Consider the following 26,674-nt stretch of genomic DNA (forward strand, 5'->3'; position numbering starts at 1 on the left):
GTACGCTTTACATACCGAATTTCTTCATTTCTTTCCATTTGGATACTTTTTGTGTATCGCTATTTCAGGACAAGACAATATAGAAATATAAAAAGTTGGGCTAAAAATAAGTAGTGTTTTTTTATCATAATTTATTCTTTAAAAGCATCTAAAGCTGGTGATGGTTGTCCGTTTTCGAGCCAAGCACTTAATCCGTAATGGCTCCATGATTTTGCTCCTTGTGGTTCCCAATAAAAAACGCCTAAACCTTTATTGTCAGGAACATTTCTAACCGCTTTAATTGTAGCACTTAATAATTCTTTGGTGTTTTCTATTTTATGGTCTTCGCCGCCAACTTCAACAACCATTACTTCTTTGTTGTATTTTTTTGAGAGTTCAATTAGGTTCTCTTCAAAATCTTTAATGACTTCTGTATAATCTTTTTTAATCCAATAAGGATAAAAGGAAAGCCCAATGATGTCATATTTTACATTTTGAGCAGTTGCATTGTCAAAGAAATCATTGAATTTTTCTTTGTTATTTCCTTCATCAACATGCACAATTACTTTAATATTTTTGTTTACTGCTTTTACACCTTCATAACCTTTGTTTAAAAGTTGCCCTAATTGGTCCCAGTTTTTTGTACTTCCTTCGGGCCAAAGCATTCCACCTGGAATTTCGTTACCAACTTGCACCCATTCTGGAGTGACACCTGCTATTTTTAAAGCATTTATAACATCATAAGTATGAGTATAAACATCATTTAACAATTCTGAGAAAGAATGATTTTCCCATGCTTTGGGTTTAAATTGCTTTGCAGGATCAGCCCAAGAATCCGAATAATGAAAATCAATCATTACACGCATGTTTAATTTTTGAGCTCTTAATGCCATTGCAACCGTTTCTTCTTTACTGCAATGTCCACTGGCTTTATCTTCATTTGGATTTACAAATACACGCAATCTAATGGCATCCATGCCTCTGTCTTTTAAGATTTGTAGACAGTCTTTTTCGCTACCATTTTCATCGTAAAATTTATAACCAGTTGCTTCCATTTGCGGTAGCCAACTAACATCAGCTCCTTTTGCAAAAGAGTTTTTGTTTGTTGCATTTTGTTGAGTTGAACAACTTAAAAACAGTATTGATGCTACGAATACAATTATTTTTTTCATTTTTTAATTTGCGTTAAATTCTTCTAATATTGGAAGTGAATTATTATTAAAATCCCAAAGCGCTTGATTTTCCCATGAAGATCCATTGCTAGCTGTTGGACCTCTAAAAGCAACCCATTCTGAACCCCAATAACAAAAACCAATACCGTGAGAACTTTGATTGATGGTGTTTTTTAATGCAGAAAGAAACGATTTTTGACCCATTTCAGTAGCTTGAAAAGCCGGAATTAATTGATTGCTTAATCCTACAATGTTATTTGTGAAGTCATTAAAGCCCAAAGTAAAAGGATAAGCCGTCTCAGTAATTACTATTTTTTTATTGTAAGTAGTTCCTAAACTATTCATGGTGTTTTGTAAATTCACTAAGCTTTTTCCATGAAAAATGGGATAATATGACAAACCAATATAGTCAAAATCTAAATTACCCACTTTACTAAAATACCAATCTGACCCTGAAATTCCTGCATAGTGCAACATGATTTTTGTAGAGGTTGATTTGCTTCTTACGACTTGAATTGCACTAGTTACCAATTGAACATATTGCGATTCATTGGTAGATAATCTTCCTTCAGGCCAAAGCATACCATCATTAGTTTCATTGCCAATTTGTATAATGTCAGGATTAATTTCGTCCATTATTTGAGTTGTATATGTAGTCATAGTATTTTTCAAATCTGTAAAAGATAAATTTTGCCATGCCGTTGGTTTTGTTTGACTTCCAGGATCAGCCCATGTGTCTGAATAGTGAACCGTTAACCAAACTTTCATGCCTTGCTGCTTGACTCTTGAGGACAAAGATTTTACTTCATTAAAACTTGAAGTTGCATCTATTGGATTTACCCACAAACGAATTCTAACAGCATTGCAACCCGCATTTTTTAAAGTCACTAAAGCATCTTGCGTTTGTCCGTTGTGCTTGTATTGTGTTCCTTCACTTTCGATTAAAGGTAAAAAGGACATATCAGCACCTCTAATTACTTCTTCTGTAATTGGTGTAGGTTCAAGACTTTGAGAAGTAGTATCTGAAGAACAAGAAAATATGATTATCAGAAGAAAAAGGAATAGAACTTTTTTCATGGCTTTATATGTTTTCAAATTTAAAAATTGTTTTTTGATGGTATTTTTCTCCCTTTTTTAATATTGAATTAGGAAAATGAGCATGATTTGGTGCATCAGGAAAATTTTGTGTTTCAAAGCAAATACCACTTGTTGCATGATAATCGGTATTGTTTTTTCCTTTAATTTGTTTAGAACAATTTCCACCAACATAAATATGAACAGATGGTTGATTGGTGTAAACATTCATTTTTAATCCGTTTTTTGAATTTAATAAAGATGCTGCTAAAGCGTTTTCTTTTTCAATTATGAAACTATTGTCAATGCTTTCAGGACATTTTTTTGGGCTACTGAAATCAAAATGGGTTTGGTCGACAGGTAAATAATTGCCTGTTGGAATGTTTTCAGAATTAATTTCAAGCATTTTATTTGAAAAAATTTCTAATTCTTGATTTAGAACACATCCTTTATGCCCTTCTAAATTAAAATAACTGTGATGTGTTAAATTAACAATCGTATCTTTTGTGGTAGATGCCCAATAATTTATAATCAATTCATTTTCTTCAGAAAGCGTGTAAGTAACTTTAATAGATAGTTCTCCTGGAAAATTTTCCTCATTTTCAGCACTTGTATATTCTAACTGAATTGAAGGATTTTCGTTATTCTTTACTAAAATTACTTTCCAAAAAACATTACTAAAACTATTAATACCTCCATGAAGAGAATGTTTTCCATGGTTTTTATTCAATTGAATTTGCTTCCCGTTTAAGTTGAAAGTTCCGTTGTTAATTCTACCCGCATAACGTCCAATTACAGCTCCAAAATAAGGAGCACCTTCCATTTGAAACGATTTTTTGTATTCTTCTAAAGTGTCAAATCCCAAAACTACATCAACTATTTCATTGTTTTTAGTCGGAATTTTTAATGCTGTTATAGTTGCTCCATAATTCATCACGGTGAGTTCAAATCCGTTTTTATTTCGTAAAGTATGTTGCAAAACGTTTTCTCTTTCAGTGTTTAAACCGAATGATTTAGGATTTATTGTTGTTGAAAATTGTGAATTACTATTTTTTAACATTGGTTTTTTATCATATTGTTATCAAAAGTATAAATTAATAGTATTTAAACATACCAGTACCTACCAGTTTTTTGTATCTTGCCACCAGTTAATAATTTATTTATGAAGTTAATTACCATTGATGCTAATTCAAATCAACCTAAGTACAAGCAAATAGTGTTTTCTATAGAATTGGCTATTGCACAAAACCGACTTTCCAAAAACGATAAATTGCCTTCTGTTAATAAAGTCAGTTTGGAATTTTCTATTTCTAGAGATACCGTTTTGTTGGCCTACGATGAGTTAAAAAAAAGAGGAATTATTTATGCTATTTTAGGTAAAGGTTATTATGTAAAAAGTGTCGAATTTAGTTTTGAAGAACGCTATTTTTTATTGTTTGATGAATTGAATGTTTTTAAAGAAGATTTGTATAATTCTTTTCTGAATACAATTAATGGAAGGGCACAAGTGGATATTTTTTTTCATCATTTTAATGTGGAAATGTTTAAAAAATTAGTCAATGAAAGTCATGGAAATTATTCAAAATATATCATTATGCCTACTAATTTAAAAGATGTTGCTTCAGTAATTAAGACTTTGCCTAAAAATGATGTTTTTATTCTAGATCAAACTAATTCTGAATTGAAAGATTTTCCATCTGTACATCAAAATTTTGTAAAAGATATTTATGAAGCTTTGGTTTTTGGTCAAGACAAATTAAAAAATTATGAAAAATTGATTCTGATTTTTCCCGGATTTAAAGAACCTCTCGGAATGGTTGAAGGTTTTGAGAAATTTTGTGAAGAGTTTGCTTTTTCCTATCAAGTAGTAACTTCTTTTGATTCCAAAATAATTAATAAAGGAGAAGTCTATGTAATTCCAAACGACAGGCATTTGGTTGAAGTTGTAGAGCAATCTAAAATTCAACATATTAAATTAGGTGTAGATTTTGGTATAATTTCTTATAACGATACGCCTTTGAAAAAAGTTGTGGAAAACGGAATCACAACAATATCTACAGATTTTATTGCAATGGGAAAATTATTAGCAGAAATGGTACTTTCCAACGAAAAAAAAAATATCGAAAATTCAAGTCAATTGATTTTGAGAAGTTCTTTGTAAAAGTTATTTTTGAATTCACATAAACTTCAATAATTGACTTATTTATTCCTTTTTGTCGGATTTCTTTTTTTAGTCTTCTTTTTGTATAATGCGGTTTTAGAACCTGCATATGCTTTTTTATTCAGAAAGCCCATTTATGTTCATTTTTATCCTTTTCCCAATAAATTAACTTTAGCTCAATTACACATTTTGGAAAATGAATTTGAATTTTACAAAAAATTAAATCCAAGATTGAAAAGATATTTTGAGCATCGAGTGGCTAATTTTATCAAAAAATTTCCTTTTTATGGTAATGATGGTTTACTTGTTACTGATCAAATGAAAGTTTTAATAGCTTCAAGTGCTATAATGTTAACTTTTGGAATGCGTAATTATTTATTTTCCATTATCGATAAAGTTATTATTTATCCAGATGTTTATTATTCCAGAATTAATGATAATTATCACAAAGGGGAATTTAATCCACGAATGAAAGCCATAGTTTTTTCATGGAAGCATTTCATGGAAGGTTATGAGATAAGTAACGATAATCTCAACTTGGGTTTGCATGAATTTTCTCATGTTTTGCATTTTCAAGGCATGGTAAATACAGATACTTCTGCAACTATTTTTTCGGTTACTTATCAAGAAATTATGGATCAAGTAAAAAGACCAGCTAATCTGAAAAGATTAATTGCTTCCAATTATTTCAGAATCTATGCTTACACTAATGAATTCGAATTTATAGCAGTGATATTGGAACATTTTTTTGAAACTCCTCTTCAATTTAAGCGCGAATTTCCAGAACTTTACGATAAAGTTAAAGTAATGATAAATTTTTCTGAAGGCATTTAATTTCAAATTTTAAGCAGGTTCAAAGATAGTTTAATCGTTAAAAAAAATCTTTTTAACGATTTTGTTAAGACGTTGTAATTTGTATAGATTTAATTCTTAATTTTATTTAAATTTAAACAACTACTTATGACTCAAAAAACTACTTTCAAAATTTTTACTTTTTTGTGTGTTATGCTTTTTCAACTTGGAAAGGCTCAACCCTATGTAAATGGTCCTTTATCTACAGGTGCAACTTCAAATAATGGCGTTGCTGCTCCAACAGGTTACACTTGGAGTGAATGTCAAAACAACACCGGTAATACTACAGAATCTAATACAAATTCTGGTTTTAGTTGCTTTTACAATACAGCTAATACGAGTAGTTTTAGAATTGCAGATGATTTTGCAGTTCCAGCAAGTGTTAGTTGGAATGTAACAAGCTTTGAATTTTTTTGTTATCAAACCAGTTATTCAGGAACAGTTCCTCCAATTGATGGGTTAAGAGTTCAGATTTGGGATGGTGATCCATCACTTGCAACATCAACTGTTGTGTCTGGTGACATGACCACTAATGTTTATGATGCGGCTAATTCTTCAGATGCTTTAATGTATAGAATATTTAATTCGGCTGTACCAGCAGTTTCTGCACCAACAACGGCAAGAAAAATATGGAAAGTTAGAGCAAATTTAACAACAACTTTAAATCCTGGTACATATTGGGTGGTTTATCAAACTCACGCTATTAATGACGCTACAATATTTGTTCCATCAGCTACTGTATTTGGATCAAGAGGACTTGCAGGTTGGAATTCAAAACAATTGAATGCAGTAACAAATACTTGGACAGACTTAGTTGATGGAGGTAATCCAGCAGCAGCACCAGATGTACCTCAAGATATGGCTTTTAATATTAACTATACAGAAGGGCCTTTGTCCAATGATTCTTTTGTAGAAAGTAATTTAAAACTATATCCAAACCCTTCTGCAGATGCTTTTGTTATTGAAAACACAAATGCTTCAAATACTATTAGTAGTGTTGCTTTGTACGATGTAAAAGGAGCAAAAGTAGTCTCATTTAAAAATCAAGAATCTTATTCTGTAAAAGATTTAATATCAGGAGTTTACTTTGTTAAGATTTATGATGATAAAAACACGTTGATAGAAACTTTGAAACTAATCAAAGAGTAATAAAAAAAAGCGAAACTATTGAGTTTCGCTTTTTTTTACTTTAATAATTCTTTCAAACTTTTAATAGTTTCAACAGGATTATCAGCACCAAAAACATAGCTTCCGGCAACCAAAACATTAGCTCCAGCTTCCACAAGTTGTGCTGCATTTTTGTTCGTTACACCTCCATCAATTTCAATAAGTGTGTCTAATCCTTGCTCATCAATCATTTTTCTTAGTTTTTTTACTTTTTGATAAGTAATTTCTTCAAACTTTTGACCTCCAAATCCAGGATTGATGGACATGATTAAAACCATATAACATTCTGGTAAAATGTCTTCCAAAACGGAAACAGGTGTGGTTAAATTAAGAACTACTCCAGCTTTGCAACCAGCAGCCTTAATTTGTCTTAAGGTTCTATGCAAATGCACAGTAGATTCGTAATGCACTGTAATAATATCTGCACCTATTTTAGCAAATTCTTCAATGTATCGTTCAGGCTTTTCAATCATTAAATGCACGTCTAATGGTTTAGTGGCATGTTTTTTAATAGCTTGGATAACTGGCATTCCATAAGAAATGTTGGGTACAAAATGACCATCCATAACATCAATATGAAACCAATCGGCCTCACTATTGTTAATCATTTCGATGTCTCTTTGAAGGTTTGCAAAATCAGCAGCTAATACTGATGGAGCGATAAGTATGTTTTTACTCATTAGTAGTTATTGTTTTTTTAGAATTCGTGATTATACGTTTTCATGTTGTGTTGTTGTTTGTGCAAAGGTAGTTTATTTGTTTAGGAGTAAAAAAAGTTTAGAAGTTTAAATAGTCTTTTAGTTGATATTAAAAGGTTTATTTTTCTGATAAATAAATTTTTGAAAACTAATATATTACAAATATACAGTAGATTTATTCCTAAAAAATAAAACTCCGGTAATCAGCCGGAGTTTCAATCATCAATCAAAAAACGAATAGTCTAAGACTATTGTTTACGGTATATAAATTCTATTTTTGAAATTTGGAATTTATTTTTTTGGAATTTATCCAAGGTATGTTTTTAATATTTTACTTCTAGAAGTATGTTTTAATCTTCTGATAGCTTTTTCTTTTATTTGACGAACACGCTCACGAGTTAAGTCAAATGTTTCACCAATTTCTTCTAAAGTCATTGGGTGTTGATCGCTTAATCCAAAATACAAACGCACCACATCAGCTTCTCTTGGAGTTAATGTTTCCAAAGCTCTTTCAATTTCTGTTTGTAATGATTCGTGAATTAATTCTCTATCTGGATTTGGCGATTCACCAGAACGTAAAACATCGTATAAATTAGAATCTTCACCTTCTACTAAAGGAGCATCCATAGATAAATGACGGCCTGAGTTTTTCATAGACTCTTTTACATCATTTACGGTCATGTCTAGTTCTTTTGCAATTTCTTCTGCAGAAGGAGCACGTTCACTAGATTGCTCTAATAAAGCATACATTTTATTGATTTTATTGATCGAACCAATTTTGTTAAGTGGTAATCTAACAATACGAGATTGTTCCGCTAAAGCTTGTAAGATAGATTGACGAATCCACCAAACAGCATAAGATATAAATTTGAAACCACGAGTTTCATCAAAACGTTGAGCCGCTTTAATTAAACCTAAGTTACCTTCATTAATTAAATCGGGTAATGTTAATCCTTGATTTTGATATTGTTTTGCCACTGAAACCACGAAACGTAAATTAGCTTTAGTTAATTTTTCTAAAGCTCTTTGGTCACCAGCTTTGATACGTTGTGCTAATTCTACTTCTTCATCTGCAGTAATTAGGTCAACTTTTCCAATTTCTTGTAAATATTTGTCTAAAGATGCAGTTTCACGATTGGTTACCTGCTTTGTAATTTTAAGTTGTCTCATTCTTTTTTACAGTACTTTTTTATTCGCGTACTATTGTTATACGTAGGTGTTACAAAAAAGTTACAAAAAAGTTATCTTTTTTAATCTAAAACAAAGCTTTCTATTTTTTTAGAATAAAAGTCTATCTTTTGCAGCATTTTATTGAAAAACATTTTTTGTTCTTTCTTGCCGGAAGATTGCAAGGATTTTGAGTTTTTTAGTTGATTTTGAAAATAACTGTTAATTTCAGAAGTAACTTTTTCATTCTTTGTTGTAAAGTAACCCAACATATTATAGGGAATAAAAACCTGCTTCGACGATTTTGAACTAAACAGAACATTGTTGTTTAAAATCAACAATTCATTATAATAAATTTGATAATTGTCTGAAGGATTTTCGCATTTGCTTTCTAAAGATTGAATGATTGTTTTAATTTCCTCCAATAAAATTTTAGAAGTGCCATAGCTTAAAAATCCCGATTCAAAGTAGTATATAATTTGAAGTAAACTACTGTTTATGGTAGTGTCGTTCCAAATTTCAATTACTTTTACATTGTTTAAAATAGCATTTATTTTAGAAGTTTCACTGAGTAGCGAATTTTCAATATTAAATTTTTCAAAAGCTATGACAGGATTTTCGGTCATGATGTTGTACCATACATACATTTTGAATTTAGATAAAATACTTCCACCAATAGTATAGAAAATGGGTATGTCTTTGGCAGAATAATATAAAGTAGTTTCTTCTTTGGGATTAAGATGAATTTTAGTTGCAATTTCAGAAAAATAGCTTTCATAATCTGCTATTTGAGCAATAGTTTTGGTTTTTTCAAGGACTATTTTTTGTTCGTTTTTAAACAAATTATCCATTGAAATTTTAAAATGAGCACTAAGTGCAACGGCTTCATCAATGGAGAATTTGCTTTTATTGGAAACTCTTCTGTGTGAAGCATCGTAACTTATATTTAAAATTTGTGCTATCTCATCAATAACTGAAACCCCATCGTTTAATTGTTTTCTAATGGCATTTAATAAAAGTTCTTGTGTTTTCATAATTGCGATTTTCACAAATATAAAAAATATTATTATTATTTAGCACAATATTATTTGTGATAAACGAAATAAATTTGTCAAACAAAATCAACTTATTATGAACACTTTTTTTAGTACAATAAGAAAACGAATTTCAATTTCTCTAGAAGGTATTACTAGTGACGATTTGAAATTGTATTCCAAAAGGATTAATAAGATTCAAACCCAATCTCTTTTAAACACTACTATTAAGGATTTTAAAAGGTTAAGTTTAGTGCTGTTTTTTTTGTTTTCAACAGCTGGTTTTTGTCAGGATTCATTAAAATTCAAAAAGAAGAATGCTTTTTTTGCTTTTACGCCCAATCAAATTGAAAAAGTTAACGGTTTAGCTCTAGGTTTAAGTTTAGAAGGTTCTGATCAAATTAAGCTGAAACAAAAAGTAAATGGACTTAATTTAGAAGTAAACCCTTTATCCGTTTTGATAGTTTTGTTTGCTGACCCAAGAGGATTCTCAAAAACCGAAAGTTGTGTTGTAAACGGATTACACATCAGCTCGGGAAATTTATCCGATTCCAAAATTAATGGTGTGGCTTTAACTACTTTTAATATCAATCATTCGATCAATGGTTTTTCGATTAATGGAATATATTCTTATGCCAAAGAGTTAAACGGTTTTCACATCAGCGGAATTTCTAATATGTGCGAGACTGCGAACGGAGTAACCATTGCCTTTTTTAACGAATCAGAATCTATGAAAGGTTTTCAATTGGGAGCTTTCAATCAGGCTAAGGTTTTGAGTGGCTTTCAATTGGGTTTATATAACAATTCTTTTGCCTCTAAAGGACTTCAAATAGGCTTGATTAATGTCTCGAAAAAGCATAAAGGATTGCAAATCGGACTTTGGAACATAAATCACAAAAGGTCGATGCCTTTTATAAATTGGTAGTCTATGAAAAAGTATCAAGTAGTAGTGCTGTTTTTATTGGTAATAGAACCATTATTTTCTCAAGAAATAAATTTTAAAAAGTTCAAAATTGAAACAGGTGTTCACATGCCAATGGGTAATTTAGCAGATAAAATAGGTCTTTCTGAAGAACTTGGATTGTATTACAGAATGCAATCTTCATTTGATGATATAGTTGATTTGGGTTTTAAAATAAACATTCTGAACCATACCAAGGCGTTTACTTATTTTGATAGAGATACTATTTATCAAACCAATTCAAAAGATGTTAACCTTAGTTTTTTAACGAAAATAAACAAGCATTATGATGTTAATTTTTTGAACAAGGATTTTATAATGGAATGGACTAATGGTTTTGGCTTCAATTTTTTGCTCTTTGATGATAAAGAACGTATTAAAAATGAGATTTATTCTTATACAGATGACGATGGAAATCTGGTAATTAACATTGAGAATGATATAAAATCACTGATTTCGCCCTATTTCAGTCAAGGAATAGGGATAAGTAAAGGAAATTTTGGATTTTCTGTAAACTATATTTTTACACCTTACAATTGGCTGTCTAAACGTATTGAAAAGAATTTTGGAAACAGTAGTATCACTTATTTAATAACTTACAAACTTTAAAAATCATGAAAAAATTTATTTTAAGCATTGTAATTCTTTTTGCAATCCACAGTTATTCTCAAGTTGATTCGCCGAAAATTTCAACTTATAGTTCTAAAATAGATACTGTTAAGTATCCGAAACACAGAGATTTTAATTATTTTGACCGAAAATCAAAAGGGGATTTGCGTAAGGATAGTATTCGCTATTTTAGTTTTTCACCTATTTATAGAAAAAATGCCAGAGTGGACGGTTTAGCATTTGGTGTTGGACATTTTGAAAATTGCAGAATAAAGCAACAAACTGTAAACGGATTAAATTTAGAAGTCAGTCCTATGGCTTTGGCTCTGATTCCTTTGTTGCATGTTCCTATTGAAGGCTTGTTTGTGGGTATCAATGACAAACAAATTAATAATGTTGCTTTTTTCGATTATGATTATGAAACCTATATAAAAATAAACGGTTTAAATATTTCTTCTGGAGGATTTATGGGTGGAGCTCAAGTCAATGGACTTAATATTTCTGTTTTTTCGGGTATGAACGAAATGAACGGAATTTCAATAAATGCGACACTTTTAGGAACAAAAAGTTTCAATGGAATTAGTATTTCAGGAATTGCAAATATTACTGAAAAGGGTAGAGGAGTTCAAATTGCGATTTCCAATGTATCTCGAAATCATAAAGGAATTCAAATAGGTTTGTTTAATCATTCTAAAAATTTAAGAGGTTTTCAATTCGGTTTATGGAACACTAATGGAAAAAGAAAATTGCCATTTATTAATTGGCAGTTTAAGAGTTAGTTTTGAAGTTTTTTTAAACAAAAATCCCGTTACAAATAAATGCAACGGGATTTTTTATGAATTAAATAATCGAATTAACCTTGAGGTTTATCTTTTTTCTCGATTGGCTTTTCTTCTCTAGGAGGTCTAGGCAATAAAGCTTTTCTTGAAACTTTTTCTTTTCTTGTTTTTGGATCAAGTCCGAAATATTTCACCATAAATACATCACCCATGTTTACCACATCAGTAACATTTTCTGTTCTTTCCCAAGCTAATTCAGATACGTGTAATAAAACTTCGTTACTTGGTGCTTGTGTATATTCTACAACAGCTCCAAAATCTAACATCTTAATTACTTTAACTTCGTAAGCTTCACCAACAGTTGGTTTGAAAATGATAGAATCAATCTTAGCCATAACTGCTGCAATTCCAGCTGGGTCAGTTCCTAAAATTTCAACAATTCCCTCTTCCGTAATTGGATCTTCATTGATAACAATTGTTGTTCCAGTAGCTTTTTGTAATTCTTGAATCACTTTTCCTCCAGGTCCGATTAATGCTCCAATAAATGCATTTGGAATTCTTCTTGTAATGATTTTTGGAGAATGATCTTTAACGTCAGTTCTAGGTTGAGCTAATGTTTCTGTTAATTTTCCTAATATATGTAAACGTCCATCACGAGCTTGAGCTAGTGCTTGCTCCATGATTTCATATTTCAATCCGTCAATTTTGATGTCCATTTGGCATGCTGTAATTCCTTCAGAAGTTCCAGTTACTTTGAAGTCCATATCTCCTAAATGATCTTCATCACCTAAAATATCAGATAAAACTGCAAAACGATCTCCATCAGTAATTAATCCCATCGCAATTCCAGAAACTGGGCGAATCATTTGAACTCCAGCGTCCATCAAAGCTAATGTTCCAGCGCAAACTGTTGCCATTGAAGAGGAACCGTTAGATTCTAATACTTCAGAAACAATTCTGATTGTATAAGGATTTTCAGCAGGAATCATGTTTTTTAAAGCACGTTGTGCTAAGTTTCCATGTCCAACTTCTCTTCTTGAAGTTCCTCTTAAAGGACGAGCTTCTCCAGTTGAGAAAGGAGGGAAGTTATAGTGTAAGTAGAATTTTTCTTCTCCTTGTTGTGAAGGTGAGTCGATTTGGTTAGCCTCTCTAGAAGTTCCTAAAGTTGCTGTAGCCAATGCTTGAGTTTCTCCACGTGTAAATAATGCAGAACCGTGAACCGATGGTAAATAATCTACTTCACACCAAATTGGTCTGATTTCTGTAGTTTTTCTACCGTCCAAACGAGTTCCTAAATCTAAAGTTACGTTACGAACAGCTTCTTTGTTAACTTTATAGAAATATTTAGAAACTAAATCTCCGTTTTCTGCTAATTCTTCTTCTGTAAATAAAGCTTTAACTTCTTCTTTCACTTCGTCAAATGCTGCTGAACGTTCATGTTTAGCTGAACCTTTAGAGGCAATTGCATAAATTTTATCATAAGCCGCAGCTTTTACTTTAGCATGAATAGCTTCATCTTCTCTTTCACCTTCGTAAGTACGAACTTCTTTTTTACCAAAGGCATTTGCTAATCTTTCTTGAGCAGCAATTTGCACTTTAATATGTTCGTGAGCAAATTTGATAGCTTCTACCATTTCTGCTTCTGAAATTTCTTTCATTTCACCTTCTACCATTGCGATAGAATCTGTTGAAGCACCAATCATCATGTCGATGTCAGATAATTCTAACTGAGCTTGTGATGGATTGATGATGAATTTACCGTCAATTCTTCCAACTCTAGCTTCAGAAATTAAAGTTTCAAAAGGAATGTCTGATAATGCCAATGCTGCCGAAGCTGCTAATCCTGCAAGAGCATCTGGCATAACGTCATCGTCATGAGACATTAATTGAATCATAACTTGAACTTCTGCATGGTAATCTGATGGGAAAAGTGGACGTAAAACACGGTCAACTAAACGCATTGTTAATACTTCGCTGTCACTTGGACGAGCTTCTCTTTTGAAGAAACCACCTGGAAAACGACCTGCTGCAGCAAATTTCTCACGATAATCTACTGTTAATGGTAAAAAGTCAATGCCTGGGCTTGCTTTTCTTGCTGAAACAACTGTACCTAAAATAACAGTTTTTCCAATTCTAACTACTACAGAACCATCAGCTTGTTTAGCTAAACGACCTGTCTCGATTGTGATGTTTCTGCCATCACCTAAATCGATGTTTTCTACAAATAATTGTGGAATCATAATTTTTTATTCTTAATTAAACAAAGGGTTAGTTGTGTTGTAGTTGTTGTGTAGTTGCATGAAACCCAATGAAAAACCGAACTTTTTCTAATATAAAACGTAAAATAAAAGGGGCAAAAAGCCCCTAGTATTATTTATTTTCTGATGTTTAACTCTTTGATAATCGCACGATATCTCAAAATGTCTTTCTTAATTAAGTAATCAAGAAGACTTCTTCTTTTTCCTACTAAAAGTACTAACGAACGCTCTGTGTTATAATCATGACGATTTTTTTTCAAATGTTCTGTTAGGTGTGAAATTCTGTGAGTGAATAACGCGATTTGTCCTTCTGCAGATCCTGTGTTTTCTGCTTTTCCTCCGTGTTTGGCGAAGATTTCTGCTTTTACTTCTTTAGTTAAGTACATGCTAATATTATTTTAAATGATTATTATGTATGAATTATATAGTGGTAATTCGGGTGCAAAGATAAACATAATTATGAATTATGAGTTATGAGTTATGAATTATTTTAAAAAAGTTAAAACAACATCGCAACTTGCTCATTCACAAACTCTAAAAAGCGTTCATCAGCTTCGGTAAATGGATCAATGACATGTGAATCAATATCAATTTGACCTATATTTTTACCATCAACAAATAACGGAACGACAATTTCCGATTTTACTGTAAAACTACAAGCAATATAATTATCTTGAGCAGTCACATCTGGTACTACAAAATTAGCATTTGATTCTGCTACTTGTCCACAAATTCCTTTTCCAAAAGGTATTACTGTATGATCTGTTTCAGCACCAACATATGGACCAAGGTGCAAAGTTTTAGCTTCGTGATTGGCAAAATAAAACCCAACCCAATTATAGTAAGCAATATTGTCTTGTAAGTAATGACAAATATGTTTTAGTTTTTCATCTCTTGTTAAGGATTCATTTTTAACAATATCAACAACCGATGGTTTTAATGTTTCAAAGTTCATTTTTAATTTTTTTACAAAAGTATTTAATCCAATTCATATAAAAATGTATATTTTTGAAAAAAAATAACTCTTGAAAAATATTCTAATTCAATACAAGCCCTTTTTTGTTTTTTTGGCTAAGTTTTTTGTGACTTATTTATTGCTTTCTCTGCTGTATAGCTTCTATTTAAGTAATTTTGATGCTTCTAAAAATGAACTTGATGGTGTTTCTAAATTTGTAGCTTCCAATGTCAATGAAATGTTGTTGTTTTTTAATCAAGATGTTTCTTTTCAATACAGCGAAAAAGAACCGGCAGCAGTAATGTTTTTTAATGGCAAAAGTGTTTCAAGAATTATTGAAGGTTGTAATGCTGTTAGTGTAATGTTGTTGTTTGTGGCTTTTATCGTGGCATTTTCATCTAATTTTAAGCATACTTTTTTTTATATTTTATTAGGATTGGTATTAATTCATTTTATGAATATTGCACGAATTGCTTTTCTTAATTATTCACTTTTTTATTATCCCGAACAAAAAGAATTGCTTCATGACATTGTTTTTCCATTAATTATATATGGTAGTGTGTTTTTACTTTGGATATTGTGGGTTTTAAAATTTTCGGGTTATGCAAAAAAATAAAAATCTATTCCTTAATTTTTCTGGTGTTTTTATATGTGTTTTGTTTTTTGCTTTAATTCGTTTTTTTCAGAACCAATTATTTTATGATCCTTTTATTATTTTTTTTAAAACAGATTATAAAAACACTAGTTTACCTGATTATGAATCTTTAAAATTATTTTTTTCTTATTCGTTGCGATTTTTATTGAATACCTTAATATCGATAGTATTGATTTTTATTATTTTTAGGGAGAAAGAAGTAGTTAAAATTTGTACCATCTTGTTTTTTGCTATTTATCTTATTTTACTGTTAGCTTCAGTTTTTACTCTTAATTTGGATTCAGAAAATTACATGTTGTGGTTTTATGTTAGAAGATTTATAATTCAACCTTTGTTTGTAATGCTTTTTATTCCAGGTATTTATTATCAAAAGAAGATGGTTTCAAAATAATTTTGTAACTTTGCAACAATGAAAAGTAAAAAAAGCATTTCTTTTTTATTATCTTTTTTTATACTATGTTCAAGTATAGGATTGAATTTTTCTGTGCATTATTGTAACGATGCTATTGCTTCAATTGCTCTAAATGCAAGTGTTGATGAACCTTGTCATAAACCTCTAGTTTCTTGTTGTTCTGTAGCCAATAGTCATGACGATTGTTGTTCAAATAAAATTATAAAAGTAGATAAAAACTCAGATGAAGTAGTTTTTTCTAACTCTAAAATCACTTTTGAATCATTAGTTTTTTTATCGCAAAACCCACAAGTTTTATTCAAAACAATACATTACGATCCAAAAAACGAATTTCTTTTTTTTTATTGTGATTCTAATGCGCCACCCATTTACAAATTAAATTGTCAATTGGTTTTTTACGCATAATATTTAATGTTTTTTATCAAATATACATTGATTAAATAACGTTAAATGAATAATTATGTTTAAAAAAATTAAAATTCTATTATTTTTATTTCCCATTATTTCATGGTCACAACAAACTGTTGAAGGTATTGTTTATGATGATTTGAATGAAGTAATTATGGGTGCAACTGTTTTTTGGGAAGGAACAGATGTTGCAACCACTTCCGATGAAAGCGGAAAATTCATCATTAAAAAATCGGATAAATCTTCTGTATTAGTCATTAGTTATCTTGGTTTTGAATCTACTAAAATGACTATCACTTCTGAAAAAGTACTTTCAATAAAATTAAAAAGTGCCAATCAATTAACTACTATTGAGCTAGTTAAAACAAAAAAAAGTACTGAACATTCTATGTTTAAAGCTACCAATGTGCAAACTATGGGGCAAAAAGAGTTGCTAAAAGCGGCTTGTTGTAATATATCTGAAAGTTTTACAACCAATCCATCCATTGATGTTAATTATTCGGATGCGGTTACTGGTAATAAACAAATTAAAATGTTAGGATTAACAAGTCCTTACATATTAATAGCAGAAGAAAATATTCCTTCCGTACGAGGCGCTTCTCAAGCTTATGGTTTGTCTTTTGTGCCGGGAACTTGGGTCGAAAGCATTCAGATTACTAAAGGTGCAGGAAGTGTAATTAATGGGTATGAAAGTATTTCAGGTCAGATTAATTATGAATTATTAAAGCCTGCTAATGATGATCAATTTTTTGCCAATGCTTATGCAGATATGAGTGAGCGTTATGAATTGAATACACATTTCAATAACAAATTAACGGATAAATTAAGTACTACATTATTTGTACACGGCAGTGCAAGATTAGGTAAAAACGATCTGAATCACGATCATTTTTTAGACAATCCAATTGGCAAACAAGTTAATGTGTTAAATCGTTGGCAGTATAATGATGTTGAATCGGGAATAGTGAGTTTTTTAAATCTTCGTTATATGAAAGATGATAAACAAGCTGGTCAAATGCATTTTAATCCTGATACGGATAAATTAACAACCAATCATTGGGGAAGCGAAATTGAAACTGAAAAGTTTGAATTTTCTAATAAAATAGGCTACGTTTTCAAAGATATTCCTTATCAAAGTTTAGGTTTTCAAAATTCATTTCAATCGCATACACAAAATTCATATTTTGGTTTAAATCAATACAATATTGACCAAAAAAGTTATTATTCTAATTTGTTATTCAATTCCATAATTTCCAATACTAAAAATAAATTTACTACAGGAATTAACTTCACTTTCGATAAATACAAAGAGTTTGTTGCCGTAAATTTTGCAAGAGATTTTTCTAGAATAGATAATTCTGTTGGTGCTTTTTTTGAGTATAATTATGATAATTTAGACGATTTTCAGGTTGTGGCAGGAATTCGATTGGATAATCACAACAGATTGGGAACTTTTTTAACACCAAGAGTTCACATAAGATACAATCCTTGGAAAGATGCTGTGCTAAGAACTTCAATAGGAAGAGGAAAACGCGCAGCGAATATTTTTGCCGAAAATCAACAACTTTTTGCTTCTAACAGAACTTTTTCAATCCAAAATAATAACGGAAAATTATACGGTTTAAACCCAGAAATTGCATGGAATTATGGATTAAGTTTTATTCAAAATTTTAAATTGTTTGGTAAAGAAGCTGCTTTTATTTTGGATTATTACAGAACCGATTTTCAAAACCAAGCCGTTGTCGATGTTGACTTTAGTCCTCAGCAAGTTCTTTTTTATGATTTAAATGGGAAAAGTGTTGCCAATTCCTTTCAAGCTGAATTTAATGTCGAATTAAAAAAACATTTAAATTTAAAAACAGCCTATAAATATTATGATGTAAATACCGATTTTACAGTTGGAAATCTTCAGAAAGCATTACAAGCCAAAAACAGATTTTTTGCCAATTTATCTTACGAAACGCATATTTTAGACAAAGGACAACAATGGAAATTTGACGTCACTTACAATTGGTTAGGAAAACAACGTTTGCCCATTACATCAAGCAATCCTTCACAATATCAACTAGCTGAGTTTGGTGAAGCTTTTGCAGTAGTTAATGCACAAATTACTAGAACGTTTTCAAGTACTTTTGAAATGTATATTGGTGGTGAAAATATGGGAAATTACAAGCAAAATAACGCAATTGTTGGTGCTGATAATCCTTTTGGTGCGTATTTTGATAGTAGTATGATCTATGCCCCAGTTTTTGGTCAAATGTATTATGCAGGTTTGCGATTTAAAATAAAATAGTTGAATTAATCAATTGCCGTTCGGCTTCAGCCAACGGGTTAAATAATAATAATATGAAAAAAATAATTTTAGTACTCTTAGTTTCATTAATTGGAATTTCAGTACAAGCTCAAGAAAAAAAGAAAAACAAAAACGCAAAACTTGAATTTAAAGTTGAAGGCAATTGCGACATGTGTAAAAAACGAATCGAAGCAGCTGCTTTCTCCGTAAAAGGAGTAAAAAGTGCCGATTGGCATATTGATCATAAAGACATTCATTTAATTATTGACGAAAATAAATGTTCTAAAGAAGATGTTGCAAAAGCGATTGCAAAAGTAGGTCACGACACAGAATTTGCAAAAGCATCTGACGAAGTGTATGAAGAATTACACGGTTGCTGTCAATATGAAAGAATTGATTAAATACTATAAATATCCCGAAATCGTTTTCGGGATTTTTTATTAAAAAAAAGCAAAAAAAAATTTGTGATTAGAATTTTGTTATACATTTGTTCCTTATTAAAGAGTAAGAGTGAGTTTAAGAAAATATAGTTTTACAAAGTTAATTTTTATGCTACCTGTGTTTGCACTATTGCTTGCACTGAATTCATTTACTCAAAATTTAATTTCATCTGAAACAGCAACTCAAATAACTGTTTCAAACAAAGTTGTAAAAAGTAATACTAACGCTACTTTTATTGCTTTTGATTTAGAAGATAACGATTTGTTGTTCAATGAATCTGAACCTTCCGAATTTGAAATTGAATTTGATTTTTTTCACGATTATTCCTTTTCAGATAACTTTCTTGGTATACAATTAGAATCTGAAAAACAAACAATAACTTATGGTTTTCATAAAATAAATCAAAAACTTCCTTTGTATGATTTGTTTTGTAATTGGAAATTAAATCTTGCATAATACTTAAGCTTTAATTGTCTTTGTTGTTTTGGATTCGACTTGTTCTGAACTTGTTTCAGTAATTCAAAATCTCTGACAATTTTAAATTTGTTTTCGACATTCCAGTCCTTCTGAATTTATTTCTGAATTTAAAACAAATTTATTTTCACTTATGTATTAACCTTTTTTATTCAAAAAATGAATACAAAAAACTCAAGTTTTGACGAACATCATGTTCTTCATCACTTAACTCATTATTTGCCAGCGCAAAATCCGTTGAAAGATTTTGTGCATCACAATACATTACACGCTTTTCAAAACAAACATTTTTTTGAAGCTTTGCACGAAGCTTCTGAGATATTTGGTTATAAAACCTATTTGTCAATTGAGGTTTTTAGAAAGCGTTTTCATCAAAATGATATTAATCCTGAAATTTTAAATCAGGTTATTATCAAAAACAAAGGCATTGAAAATCTAGATTTATGGAAAAATAAAATGCTTCAAGAGGCTTATGACGAATCGATTAATCCACGAATAGGAAAATTGCGTTCCAATTGGAAGTCGCAATATGCCATGAATTTAGACAAATCAACTCACAGTACTTTGTTTAGAGTATTATGTAGTTATTTGGATCAAGGCATCGCCATGTGGTCTTTTCCAGTCCATGACAAAGGATTTTTGGTTTCTATTAGAGAATTAGAACGTACTAGTTTTTCAGGATTTTTCAGTACCAAACGAGCTAAAAAATTATTGGAAGAAAAAGCTTCAATTACCGATTTATTGAAAATTATAGTTGGTGATGAACGCTTTTATGAAACTTATATTTTTGACCAACAGTTTTCTCATCCAGGTTGGAGTGGTATGGTAGCCACTTTAGAAAGCAATCCTACATCATTATTAGATAAAAAATCTATTACACTTGAAGAACTTATTATTTTCGAATTATTATTGGAAATTGATACGTTAGATAAGAAATTCAATGAGAATTGGGCACCTTTAGCCAGTAGAATTAAAGCTGAACCTGAAGATTTATTCAAAATTGTTCTTGCTGATGAGCATTTTGAAGTTTTATCACTTTGGCAACAAGCTTTTGAATGGTCTTTATACGATCAAGTTTTAGCTACAGTTAAGCAATATAAGCCTTCTAGCGAAAAAATCACACCTAGTTTTCAAGCATTCTTTTGTATGGATGATAGAGAATGTTCGTTCAGAAGACATATTGAACATATGGATAAAAACGCAGTAACGTTTGGAACAGCAGCATTTTTTAATTTCGAATTTTTCTATCAACCTGTAGATGGTAAGTTTTTTACAAAGCTTTGTCCTGCACCAATGACGCCAACTTTTTTAGTTAAAGAAAAGCCTAGAAAGAAAAAACATGCCAAAGATTTTCATTATCATAAGCGTTCACATTCGTTATTTTTTGGATGGATTATTTCTCAAACTTTAGGATTTTCAGCCGCTTTAAAATTGTTTTTGAATATTTTCAAACCAACAATGACTCCTGCAACAAGTGCTTCTTTCAAACATTTAAACAAAAAATCAAAATTACATATCGAGAACAAAGATGTTACTGATAGAGTCGATGATTTGCAAGTAGGTTTCACAATTGAAGAAATGGCAAATAGAGCAGAAGGTTTACTGAAAAGTAACGGTTTAATTGAAAACTTTGCTCCAATGGTTTATTTAGTTGGCCATGGTGCTACAAGTGTAAATAATACGCATTATGCAGGTTATGATTGTGGTGCATGTTGCGGTAGACCGAGTTCGGTAAACGCTAAAGTGGCTTGTTTTGCAATTAATCATCCTGAAGTTAGAAAAATTTTGGCTGAAAGAGGTATTGTAATTCCAGAAACGACACAGTTTTTACCGGCTTTACATGATACTACACGTGATGAAATTACTTTTTATGATGAAGATACTTTGAACGTCATCAATAAAGATTTACATCAACAAAATAGTCTAGTTTTTGAAAAAGCTTTATTACATAATGCCAAAGAACGTTCTCGCAGATTTGATACAGTTGATTCTACACAATCGCTTAAAAAAGTTCATGAAAGCATCAAAAGACGTTCGGTTTCTTTATTTGAACCGCGTCCTGAATTAAATCATGCTACAAATGCTATGTGTGTTGTGGGAAGAAGAAGTTTGTCTAAACATATGTTTTTAGACCGACGTTCCTTCATGAATTCCTATGATTATACAATTGACCCATCTGGTGATTATTTGGCCGGAATATTAGGTGCTGTAGCTCCAGTTGGTGGTGGAATTAACTTGGAATATTATTTTTCAAGAGTAGATAATCAAAAGCTTGGAGCTGGAAGCAAATTACCTCATAATGTTATGGGATTAATTGGTGTTGCTAACGGAATTGATGGCGATTTACGTCCAGGTTTGCCAAGTCAAATGATTGAAGTGCATGATCCCATTCGCTTGTTGGTTGTTGTAGAGCATTTTCCAGAAAAGGTTAAATATGCGATTACTAAAAATCCAGCGACTTATGAATGGTTCATTAATGAATGGGTAAAATTAGTGGTGGTTCATCCAGAAACGTTAGTGTTATATCATTTTAAAGCTGGTGCATTCGAAATTTACAACCCAATTCAACAAAATATAATTACAGTTGCTGACGAGTTAAAATTAGCTGAAGAAAGTATTAATAACCTTCCAATTGGAATTTTAAATTAAGGTAAGATGAACGAGATATTATTATTTTTTATAGCATTACCTTTTATTGGTTTTATTATAAGTTTGTTGTTGCCAGAAAAAAAAGAAGCTTTGATTTCTTGGGTAGCTTTTGGAACGGTTTTTACACAGTTTTTAGCATTAACTTTATTTATTGTTTTTTGGATCATTGATGGTGCCAATCATTTAAACTTAAACGAAGTTACTTTATTTAAAACAGATCATTATGAGTTTTTTATTGATTTTTATTTTGATAAAATTTCCGCTGTTTATTTCTTTATTGGAGCACTATTAACTTCAATGATAACAACATATAGTCGTTATTATTTGCATAGAGAAAAAGGATACAAACGTTTTTTTAATACGGTTTTGTTTTTCTTTTTTGGATATAATTTAGCCATTTTAGCTGGAAATTTTGAAACGCTTTTCATTGGTTGGGAAATCATTGGAATTTCATCTTTCTTGTTAATTGCTTTTTATAGAGAACGCTATTTGCCTGTAAAAAATGCTTTCAAAGTATTTTCAATTTACAGAATTGGCGATATCGGAATGATTTTAGCCATGTGGGCAAGTCATCATTTATTCCATGAAAACATTACCTTCATGAAAATGAATAATTATGAATTGGTCAATGAGCATTTACAAAATCATTCACTTATTGGAGTATTTATTGCCCTTTCTTTAGCATTAGCAGCAGCAGCAAAATCGGCTCAAATTCCGTTTTCATCATGGTTGCCTAGAGCTATGGAAGGTCCAACACCTTCAAGTGCTATTTTTTACGGTTCACTTTCGGTGCATTTAGGAGTTTTCTTGATGTTGCGAACTTTTCCTTTTTGGGAACATCAAACTTCGATGCGAATTTCTATTGGCTTGATGGGTTTTACAACTAGTATCATGGCAGCTTATATGGCAAAAGTGCAATCGTCTGTTAAAAGTCAAGTGGCTTACAGTTCTATTTCTCAAATTGGATTGATTTTTATTGAAATTGCTTTAGGATTTGAAACGTTAGCTTTGTTTCATTTTGCTGGTAATGCATTTTTAAGAACGTATCAATTGTTGGTATCACCATCCGTTGTGAGTTACATGATTCGGGAACAATTTTATAATTTTCAACCCAAAGAAAGAGCCATCAAAAATACTTTGCCTAAACGTTTAGAATACGCCTTGTATATTTGGAGTTTAAAGGAGTTCAAGTTGGAACAATTTATGAATTTAATTCTTTGGAAACCTTTAAAAACCTTAGGGAAATCATTGGATTTTATAAACTTAAAACGATTGATTTTAGTGTTTATTCCAACCTTTATTTTAGGAATATTTTTATATGAATTCCAAGAATCAATTCCAGAACGATTTTTAAATTATTTGCCTGAACTTTTCGCATTTATTGGACTTTTATTTGTTTTCAAATCTTTTTCAGAAAGAAAAAGTCCTTTTATAGCTTGGGTTTTAATCGTATTAAATCATTTCTGGATTGCATTGGCCATTGTGTTTAATGAAAAAGTTGATTATTCCGAATTACTGGTTTACTTATCAGGAATAGTTTTAGCTGGAGTAGTGGGTTATTTGGCACTGGTTAGATTGAGTAAAATGGAAGCTAAGATTAGTTTAAATCAATATTTAGGTCATGTTTATGAGCATCCAAAATTTGCATTTTTCTTTTTATTGGCGGCTTTAGGAGTTACAGGATTTCCAATTACAACCACTTTTATAGGCGAAGATTTGATATTTAGCCACATTGAAAGTGAACAAGTGATGTTGGCTTTCTTTATTGCATCAAGTTTTATTGTTTCTGGTATTGCTGGAATTCGAATTTATACACGATTATTCCTTGGGCCACACATTAAAACGTATCATGAACTGCCTTATCGTTCATCATAACTACATCAAAAATCTATAACAATAAATTCTGAATTAAGTTCAGAATAACAAAACATAAAAAAATGAATTCAAAAATAAAAAAAATAATTCCTGCTGATGGATTAGCAGGTTTAAAAGAAAACTTCAAAACAGACGCAATTTCGGGATTTATTGTTTTCTTATTGGCATTGCCTTTAAGTTTAGGGATTGCAAAAGCATCAGAATTCCCACCAGTAATGGGATTGTTAACCGCTATTATTGGTGGTGTTTTAGTGAGTTTTATAATGGGTTCACGATTAACAATTAAAGGACCAGCGGCCGGTTTAATTGTAATTGTTGCCGGTTCGGTTGCCGAATTTGGACAAGGTGATAACGTTCTTGGATGGAAATTAGCACTGGGAGCCATGGTTGTTGCTGGAATTGTTCAAATTTTATTTGGTGTTTTTAAACTGGGTAAATTGGCCGATTTTTTCCCTCTTTCTGCTATTCACGGTATGTTGGCAGCCATTGGAATTATTATTATCGCCAAACAAATTCCTGTTTTATTAAACGATGATCCCATTTTAGGAAAAGGAAAAGGACCTATTGAATTGTTAGCAAACATTCCTAATTTCATAATGAATTTAGATCCAAAAGCGTCTATAATTGGTATTGTGAGTTTAGCAATAATGATGGGTTGGCCTTATATCAAAAACAAAAGTATAAAAATGATTCCTGCTCCATTGGTGGTTTTATTATTTGCAATTCCATGCGAATTATTTATGCATTTTAAAGAAACAGAACCTGCTTATGCATTAGTAAAAATCGGAAATTTTGTAGATAGCTTAGGAATGAATGCCAGTTTTGCTGGATTATCGCAAACAGGAGTTTTTATTAAATATGTTGTGATGTTTGCGTTGGTGGGAACTTTAGAATCACTTTTGACCGTAAAAGCCATTGATTTATTAGATCCTTTCAAGAGAAAATCAGATATGAATAAAGATTTAATTGCGGTTGGAATTGGAAATACTTTTGCGGCCTTTTTAGGAGGTTTACCAATGATTTCTGAAGTGGCACGTTCTTCATCTAATGTAAATAATGGAGCAAAAACTCGTTGGGCAAATTTCTTTCATGGTGTATTTATTTTAGCTTTTGTTTTATTGGCTGCACCAGTTTTAGAAATGATTCCAAATGCTGCTTTAGCTGCGATGTTGATTACTGTAGGAATTAAATTAGCACATCCAAAAGAGTTTATTCATACGTTTCAAATTGGTAAAGAGCAATTGGCTATTTTCTTGGTGACTATTTTCTTTACTTTATTTGAAGACTTATTAGTAGGAATTGCTGCTGGAATTGTATTAAAAATGATTATTCATTTATTTAACGGAACACCCTTAAATTCTATGTTTAAAGCACCAACTTTAGTTTCTTTTGAAGGAAATAATTATTTAGTTGAAATTGATAAAGCGGCTGTTTTTACCAATTATTTAGGTGTAAAAAGTAAATTAGATGCCATTCCACCTGGATTTAATGTAACCATTGATTTGAAGAAAACGAAACTAGTGGATCATTCTGTCATGGAAAATTTAGAACATTTTAAACACGATTATGAATCGCATGATAACAGCACAGTTTCAGTTATTGGATTAGAAAATCATCAATCGTTATCGAGTCATCCTTTGGCTTCTAGAAAAAATAAATAACTCTTATTCTTTTAACAATTTTGTCAAGGTTTTTGAATTTTGACAAAGTTGTTATGTTTAAAAATAAATATAAAATGAAAAATAATATGCATTTAGTTGTAAGTTTCTTACTTATTACTGGGGCCATTTCAGCACAAGAGACTATTCGTCATGACGATACAAATACTTGGTTCACGATGTTAAATAGATTAACTATTAACTCTAAATGGAGTGTTTCTAATGAAATACATGAACGAACAGGTGCTTTTTTAAGTGAACAAGGGACTTTTTTACTTCGCCCTTCTGTAGATTATCATTTAAATAACAATGTAGAGTTTAGTGTAGGTTATTCTTACATTAATAACAAACCTAATGATCCAAATCCGAGTCAGAAAATTGGGGTTATTGAAAATAACATGTGGGAACAAGTTTTATTGAAAAATGATATTGGAAAGGTGCATTTTCAACACAGATTTAGACAAGAAAACAGATGGTTTGATAAAGTAGGTCATAATTTGGATGGAACTTATACTAAAACAGGAACGAATTATGCCAATCGTTTTAGATATCGTTTGACTGTAAATACGGATGTTAAAAAATTTGAAAATGGTAAATCTTTATTTTTTCAAGCTTTTGATGAGGTTTGGATTCCACAAACGGATAAATTGGCTCCTAAATCGTTGTCAAGAAATTGGTTGTATTTAGGATTAGGCTATAAATTTAATCCAAAGTCAAATATTCAATTGGGTTATATGAATCAATGGGATGTTTTAGGAACCAATTCCTATATTTCTACTCCAATTTTGCAAACGACTTTTGTACGAAATTTTGATTTATAAATGTTTTTCGAATTCAGTGAAATGCCCTAGCCCAGATAGGAACGGCATCCTTTTTATTTTGTTTTGTAAAAACAGAATAAAAAGATAGAGTGGATAGCTGGAAATAGCTTCAAAAAAAAATC

The 26,674-nt window shown here is 30.9% G+C and carries 25 protein-coding genes; 16 read left to right on the forward strand and 9 right to left on the reverse strand.

Translation table 11 applies throughout. The annotated features are described in order from the left end of the window. Positions 1–131: 131 nt before the first annotated feature. The 3 genes from ACTF56_RS07085 to ACTF56_RS07095 are packed head-to-tail and all read right to left on the reverse strand — an operon-like array spanning position 132 to position 3,285. Positions 132–1,151 (reverse strand): glycoside hydrolase family 53 protein, encoded by a 1,020-nt coding sequence (locus ACTF56_RS07085; protein ID WP_438966213.1) that lies wholly within the window; start codon positions 1,149–1,151, stop codon positions 132–134. 3 nt (positions 1,152–1,154) lie between these two features. After that, positions 1,155–2,228 carry a glycoside hydrolase family 53 protein gene (locus tag ACTF56_RS07090; protein ID WP_438966214.1) on the reverse strand — a complete coding sequence of 358 codons (1,074 nt, stop codon included), beginning with the start codon at positions 2,226–2,228 and terminating at the stop codon, positions 1,155–1,157. A 4-nt stretch (positions 2,229–2,232) separates the two neighbouring features. Then, complete coding sequence (locus ACTF56_RS07095) at positions 2,233–3,285, reverse strand: aldose epimerase family protein (RefSeq protein WP_438966215.1); 1,053 nt, start codon at positions 3,283–3,285, stop codon at positions 2,233–2,235. 102 nt (positions 3,286–3,387) lie between these two features. Between ACTF56_RS07095 and ACTF56_RS07100 the strand changes: the two genes are divergently transcribed. From ACTF56_RS07100 to ACTF56_RS07110, 3 genes are all read left to right on the forward strand, one after another. After that, the gene (locus ACTF56_RS07100) at positions 3,388–4,386 is read left to right on the forward strand and encodes a GntR family transcriptional regulator (RefSeq protein WP_438966216.1); all 999 of its coding nucleotides are present in this window, start codon (positions 3,388–3,390) and stop codon (positions 4,384–4,386) included. A gap of 33 nt (positions 4,387–4,419) precedes the next feature. Continuing rightward, the gene (locus ACTF56_RS07105) at positions 4,420–5,220 is read left to right on the forward strand and encodes a zinc-dependent peptidase (protein ID WP_438966217.1); all 801 of its coding nucleotides are present in this window, start codon (positions 4,420–4,422) and stop codon (positions 5,218–5,220) included. Positions 5,221–5,346: 126 nt separating this feature from the next. Beyond that, the gene (locus ACTF56_RS07110) at positions 5,347–6,387 is read left to right on the forward strand and encodes a T9SS type A sorting domain-containing protein (RefSeq protein ID WP_438966218.1); all 1,041 of its coding nucleotides are present in this window, start codon (positions 5,347–5,349) and stop codon (positions 6,385–6,387) included. Positions 6,388–6,422: 35 nt separating this feature from the next. Here the strand turns inward: ACTF56_RS07110 and rpe are convergent, their stop codons facing one another. The 3 genes from rpe to ACTF56_RS07125 form a co-directional block, all read right to left on the reverse strand. Further along, a complete protein-coding gene (gene rpe, locus ACTF56_RS07115) occupies positions 6,423–7,085 on the reverse strand; it encodes a ribulose-phosphate 3-epimerase (protein ID WP_438966219.1) in 663 nt (220 codons plus the stop codon). 324 nt (positions 7,086–7,409) lie between these two features. Beyond that, positions 7,410–8,273 carry a sigma-70 family RNA polymerase sigma factor gene (locus tag ACTF56_RS07120; protein WP_438966220.1) on the reverse strand — a complete coding sequence of 288 codons (864 nt, stop codon included), beginning with the start codon at positions 8,271–8,273 and terminating at the stop codon, positions 7,410–7,412. An 80-nt stretch (positions 8,274–8,353) separates the two neighbouring features. Further along, positions 8,354–9,304, reverse strand: coding sequence for a hypothetical protein (locus tag ACTF56_RS07125; RefSeq protein WP_438966221.1), 951 nt, complete (start codon positions 9,302–9,304; stop codon positions 8,354–8,356). Between the two features lie 97 nt (positions 9,305–9,401). Between ACTF56_RS07125 and ACTF56_RS07130 the strand changes: the two genes are divergently transcribed. From ACTF56_RS07130 to ACTF56_RS07140, 3 genes are read left to right on the forward strand one after another with little or no spacing between them, the layout of a single operon-like run. Beyond that, positions 9,402–10,229 carry an LA_2272 family surface repeat-containing protein gene (locus ACTF56_RS07130; RefSeq protein ID WP_438966222.1) on the forward strand — a complete coding sequence of 276 codons (828 nt, stop codon included), beginning with the start codon at positions 9,402–9,404 and terminating at the stop codon, positions 10,227–10,229. A 3-nt stretch (positions 10,230–10,232) separates the two neighbouring features. Then, the gene (locus ACTF56_RS07135; protein ID WP_438966223.1) at positions 10,233–10,874 is read left to right on the forward strand and encodes a hypothetical protein; all 642 of its coding nucleotides are present in this window, start codon (positions 10,233–10,235) and stop codon (positions 10,872–10,874) included. A gap of 5 nt (positions 10,875–10,879) precedes the next feature. Further along, positions 10,880–11,653 carry an LA_2272 family surface repeat-containing protein gene (locus tag ACTF56_RS07140; RefSeq protein ID WP_438966224.1) on the forward strand — a complete coding sequence of 258 codons (774 nt, stop codon included), beginning with the start codon at positions 10,880–10,882 and terminating at the stop codon, positions 11,651–11,653. Positions 11,654–11,727: 74 nt separating this feature from the next. Here ACTF56_RS07140 and ACTF56_RS07145 read toward each other — a convergent pair whose 3' ends face one another. The 3 genes from ACTF56_RS07145 to ACTF56_RS07155 form a co-directional block, all read right to left on the reverse strand. Further along, positions 11,728–13,893, reverse strand: a complete 2,166-nt coding sequence (locus ACTF56_RS07145; RefSeq protein WP_438966225.1) for a polyribonucleotide nucleotidyltransferase — start codon at positions 13,891–13,893, stop codon at positions 11,728–11,730. Positions 13,894–14,027: 134 nt separating this feature from the next. Further along, positions 14,028–14,297, reverse strand: a complete 270-nt coding sequence (gene rpsO, locus ACTF56_RS07150; RefSeq protein WP_338376346.1) for a 30S ribosomal protein S15 — start codon at positions 14,295–14,297, stop codon at positions 14,028–14,030. 113 nt (positions 14,298–14,410) lie between these two features. Beyond that, entirely contained in the window at positions 14,411–14,866 is a 456-nt protein-coding gene (locus ACTF56_RS07155) for a GAF domain-containing protein (protein WP_438966226.1), read from the reverse strand. A 70-nt stretch (positions 14,867–14,936) separates the two neighbouring features. Here ACTF56_RS07155 and xrtF point away from each other — a divergent pair, with 70 nt between their 5' ends. From xrtF to ACTF56_RS07205, 10 genes are all read left to right on the forward strand, one after another. Next, entirely contained in the window at positions 14,937–15,482 is a 546-nt protein-coding gene (gene xrtF, locus ACTF56_RS07160) for an exosortase family protein XrtF (RefSeq protein WP_438966227.1), read from the forward strand. Continuing rightward, on the forward strand, positions 15,469–15,912 hold the full coding sequence (locus ACTF56_RS07165) for an exosortase F system-associated membrane protein (protein WP_438966228.1): 444 nt from the start codon (positions 15,469–15,471) through the stop codon (positions 15,910–15,912). Before xrtF ends, ACTF56_RS07165 begins: the two co-directional genes overlap by 14 nt. An 18-nt stretch (positions 15,913–15,930) precedes the next feature. Next, a complete protein-coding gene (locus ACTF56_RS07170; RefSeq protein ID WP_438966229.1) occupies positions 15,931–16,338 on the forward strand; it encodes an HYC_CC_PP family protein in 408 nt (135 codons plus the stop codon). 55 nt (positions 16,339–16,393) lie between these two features. Beyond that, positions 16,394–18,634, forward strand: a complete 2,241-nt coding sequence (locus ACTF56_RS07175; protein ID WP_438966230.1) for a TonB-dependent receptor — start codon at positions 16,394–16,396, stop codon at positions 18,632–18,634. A gap of 53 nt (positions 18,635–18,687) precedes the next feature. Next, positions 18,688–19,035, forward strand: coding sequence for a heavy-metal-associated domain-containing protein (locus tag ACTF56_RS07180; RefSeq protein WP_438966231.1), 348 nt, complete (start codon positions 18,688–18,690; stop codon positions 19,033–19,035). A gap of 148 nt (positions 19,036–19,183) precedes the next feature. Beyond that, positions 19,184–19,531 (forward strand): hypothetical protein, encoded by a 348-nt coding sequence (locus tag ACTF56_RS07185; protein ID WP_438966232.1) that lies wholly within the window; start codon positions 19,184–19,186, stop codon positions 19,529–19,531. A gap of 177 nt (positions 19,532–19,708) precedes the next feature. Further along, complete coding sequence (locus ACTF56_RS07190; protein ID WP_438966233.1) at positions 19,709–22,198, forward strand: YbcC family protein; 2,490 nt, start codon at positions 19,709–19,711, stop codon at positions 22,196–22,198. 6 nt (positions 22,199–22,204) lie between these two features. Then, positions 22,205–24,073 (forward strand): proton-conducting transporter transmembrane domain-containing protein, encoded by a 1,869-nt coding sequence (locus ACTF56_RS07195; protein ID WP_438966234.1) that lies wholly within the window; start codon positions 22,205–22,207, stop codon positions 24,071–24,073. Between the two features lie 62 nt (positions 24,074–24,135). Continuing rightward, positions 24,136–25,734, forward strand: a complete 1,599-nt coding sequence (locus ACTF56_RS07200) for a SulP family inorganic anion transporter (protein WP_438966235.1) — start codon at positions 24,136–24,138, stop codon at positions 25,732–25,734. Between the two features lie 74 nt (positions 25,735–25,808). Continuing rightward, the gene (locus ACTF56_RS07205) at positions 25,809–26,552 is read left to right on the forward strand and encodes a DUF2490 domain-containing protein (RefSeq protein ID WP_438966236.1); all 744 of its coding nucleotides are present in this window, start codon (positions 25,809–25,811) and stop codon (positions 26,550–26,552) included. Positions 26,553–26,674: the final 122 nt, after the last annotated feature.

This window comes from Flavobacterium sp. (genome assembly GCF_965657075.1).
Lineage (GTDB): Bacteria > Bacteroidota > Bacteroidia > Flavobacteriales > Flavobacteriaceae > Flavobacterium.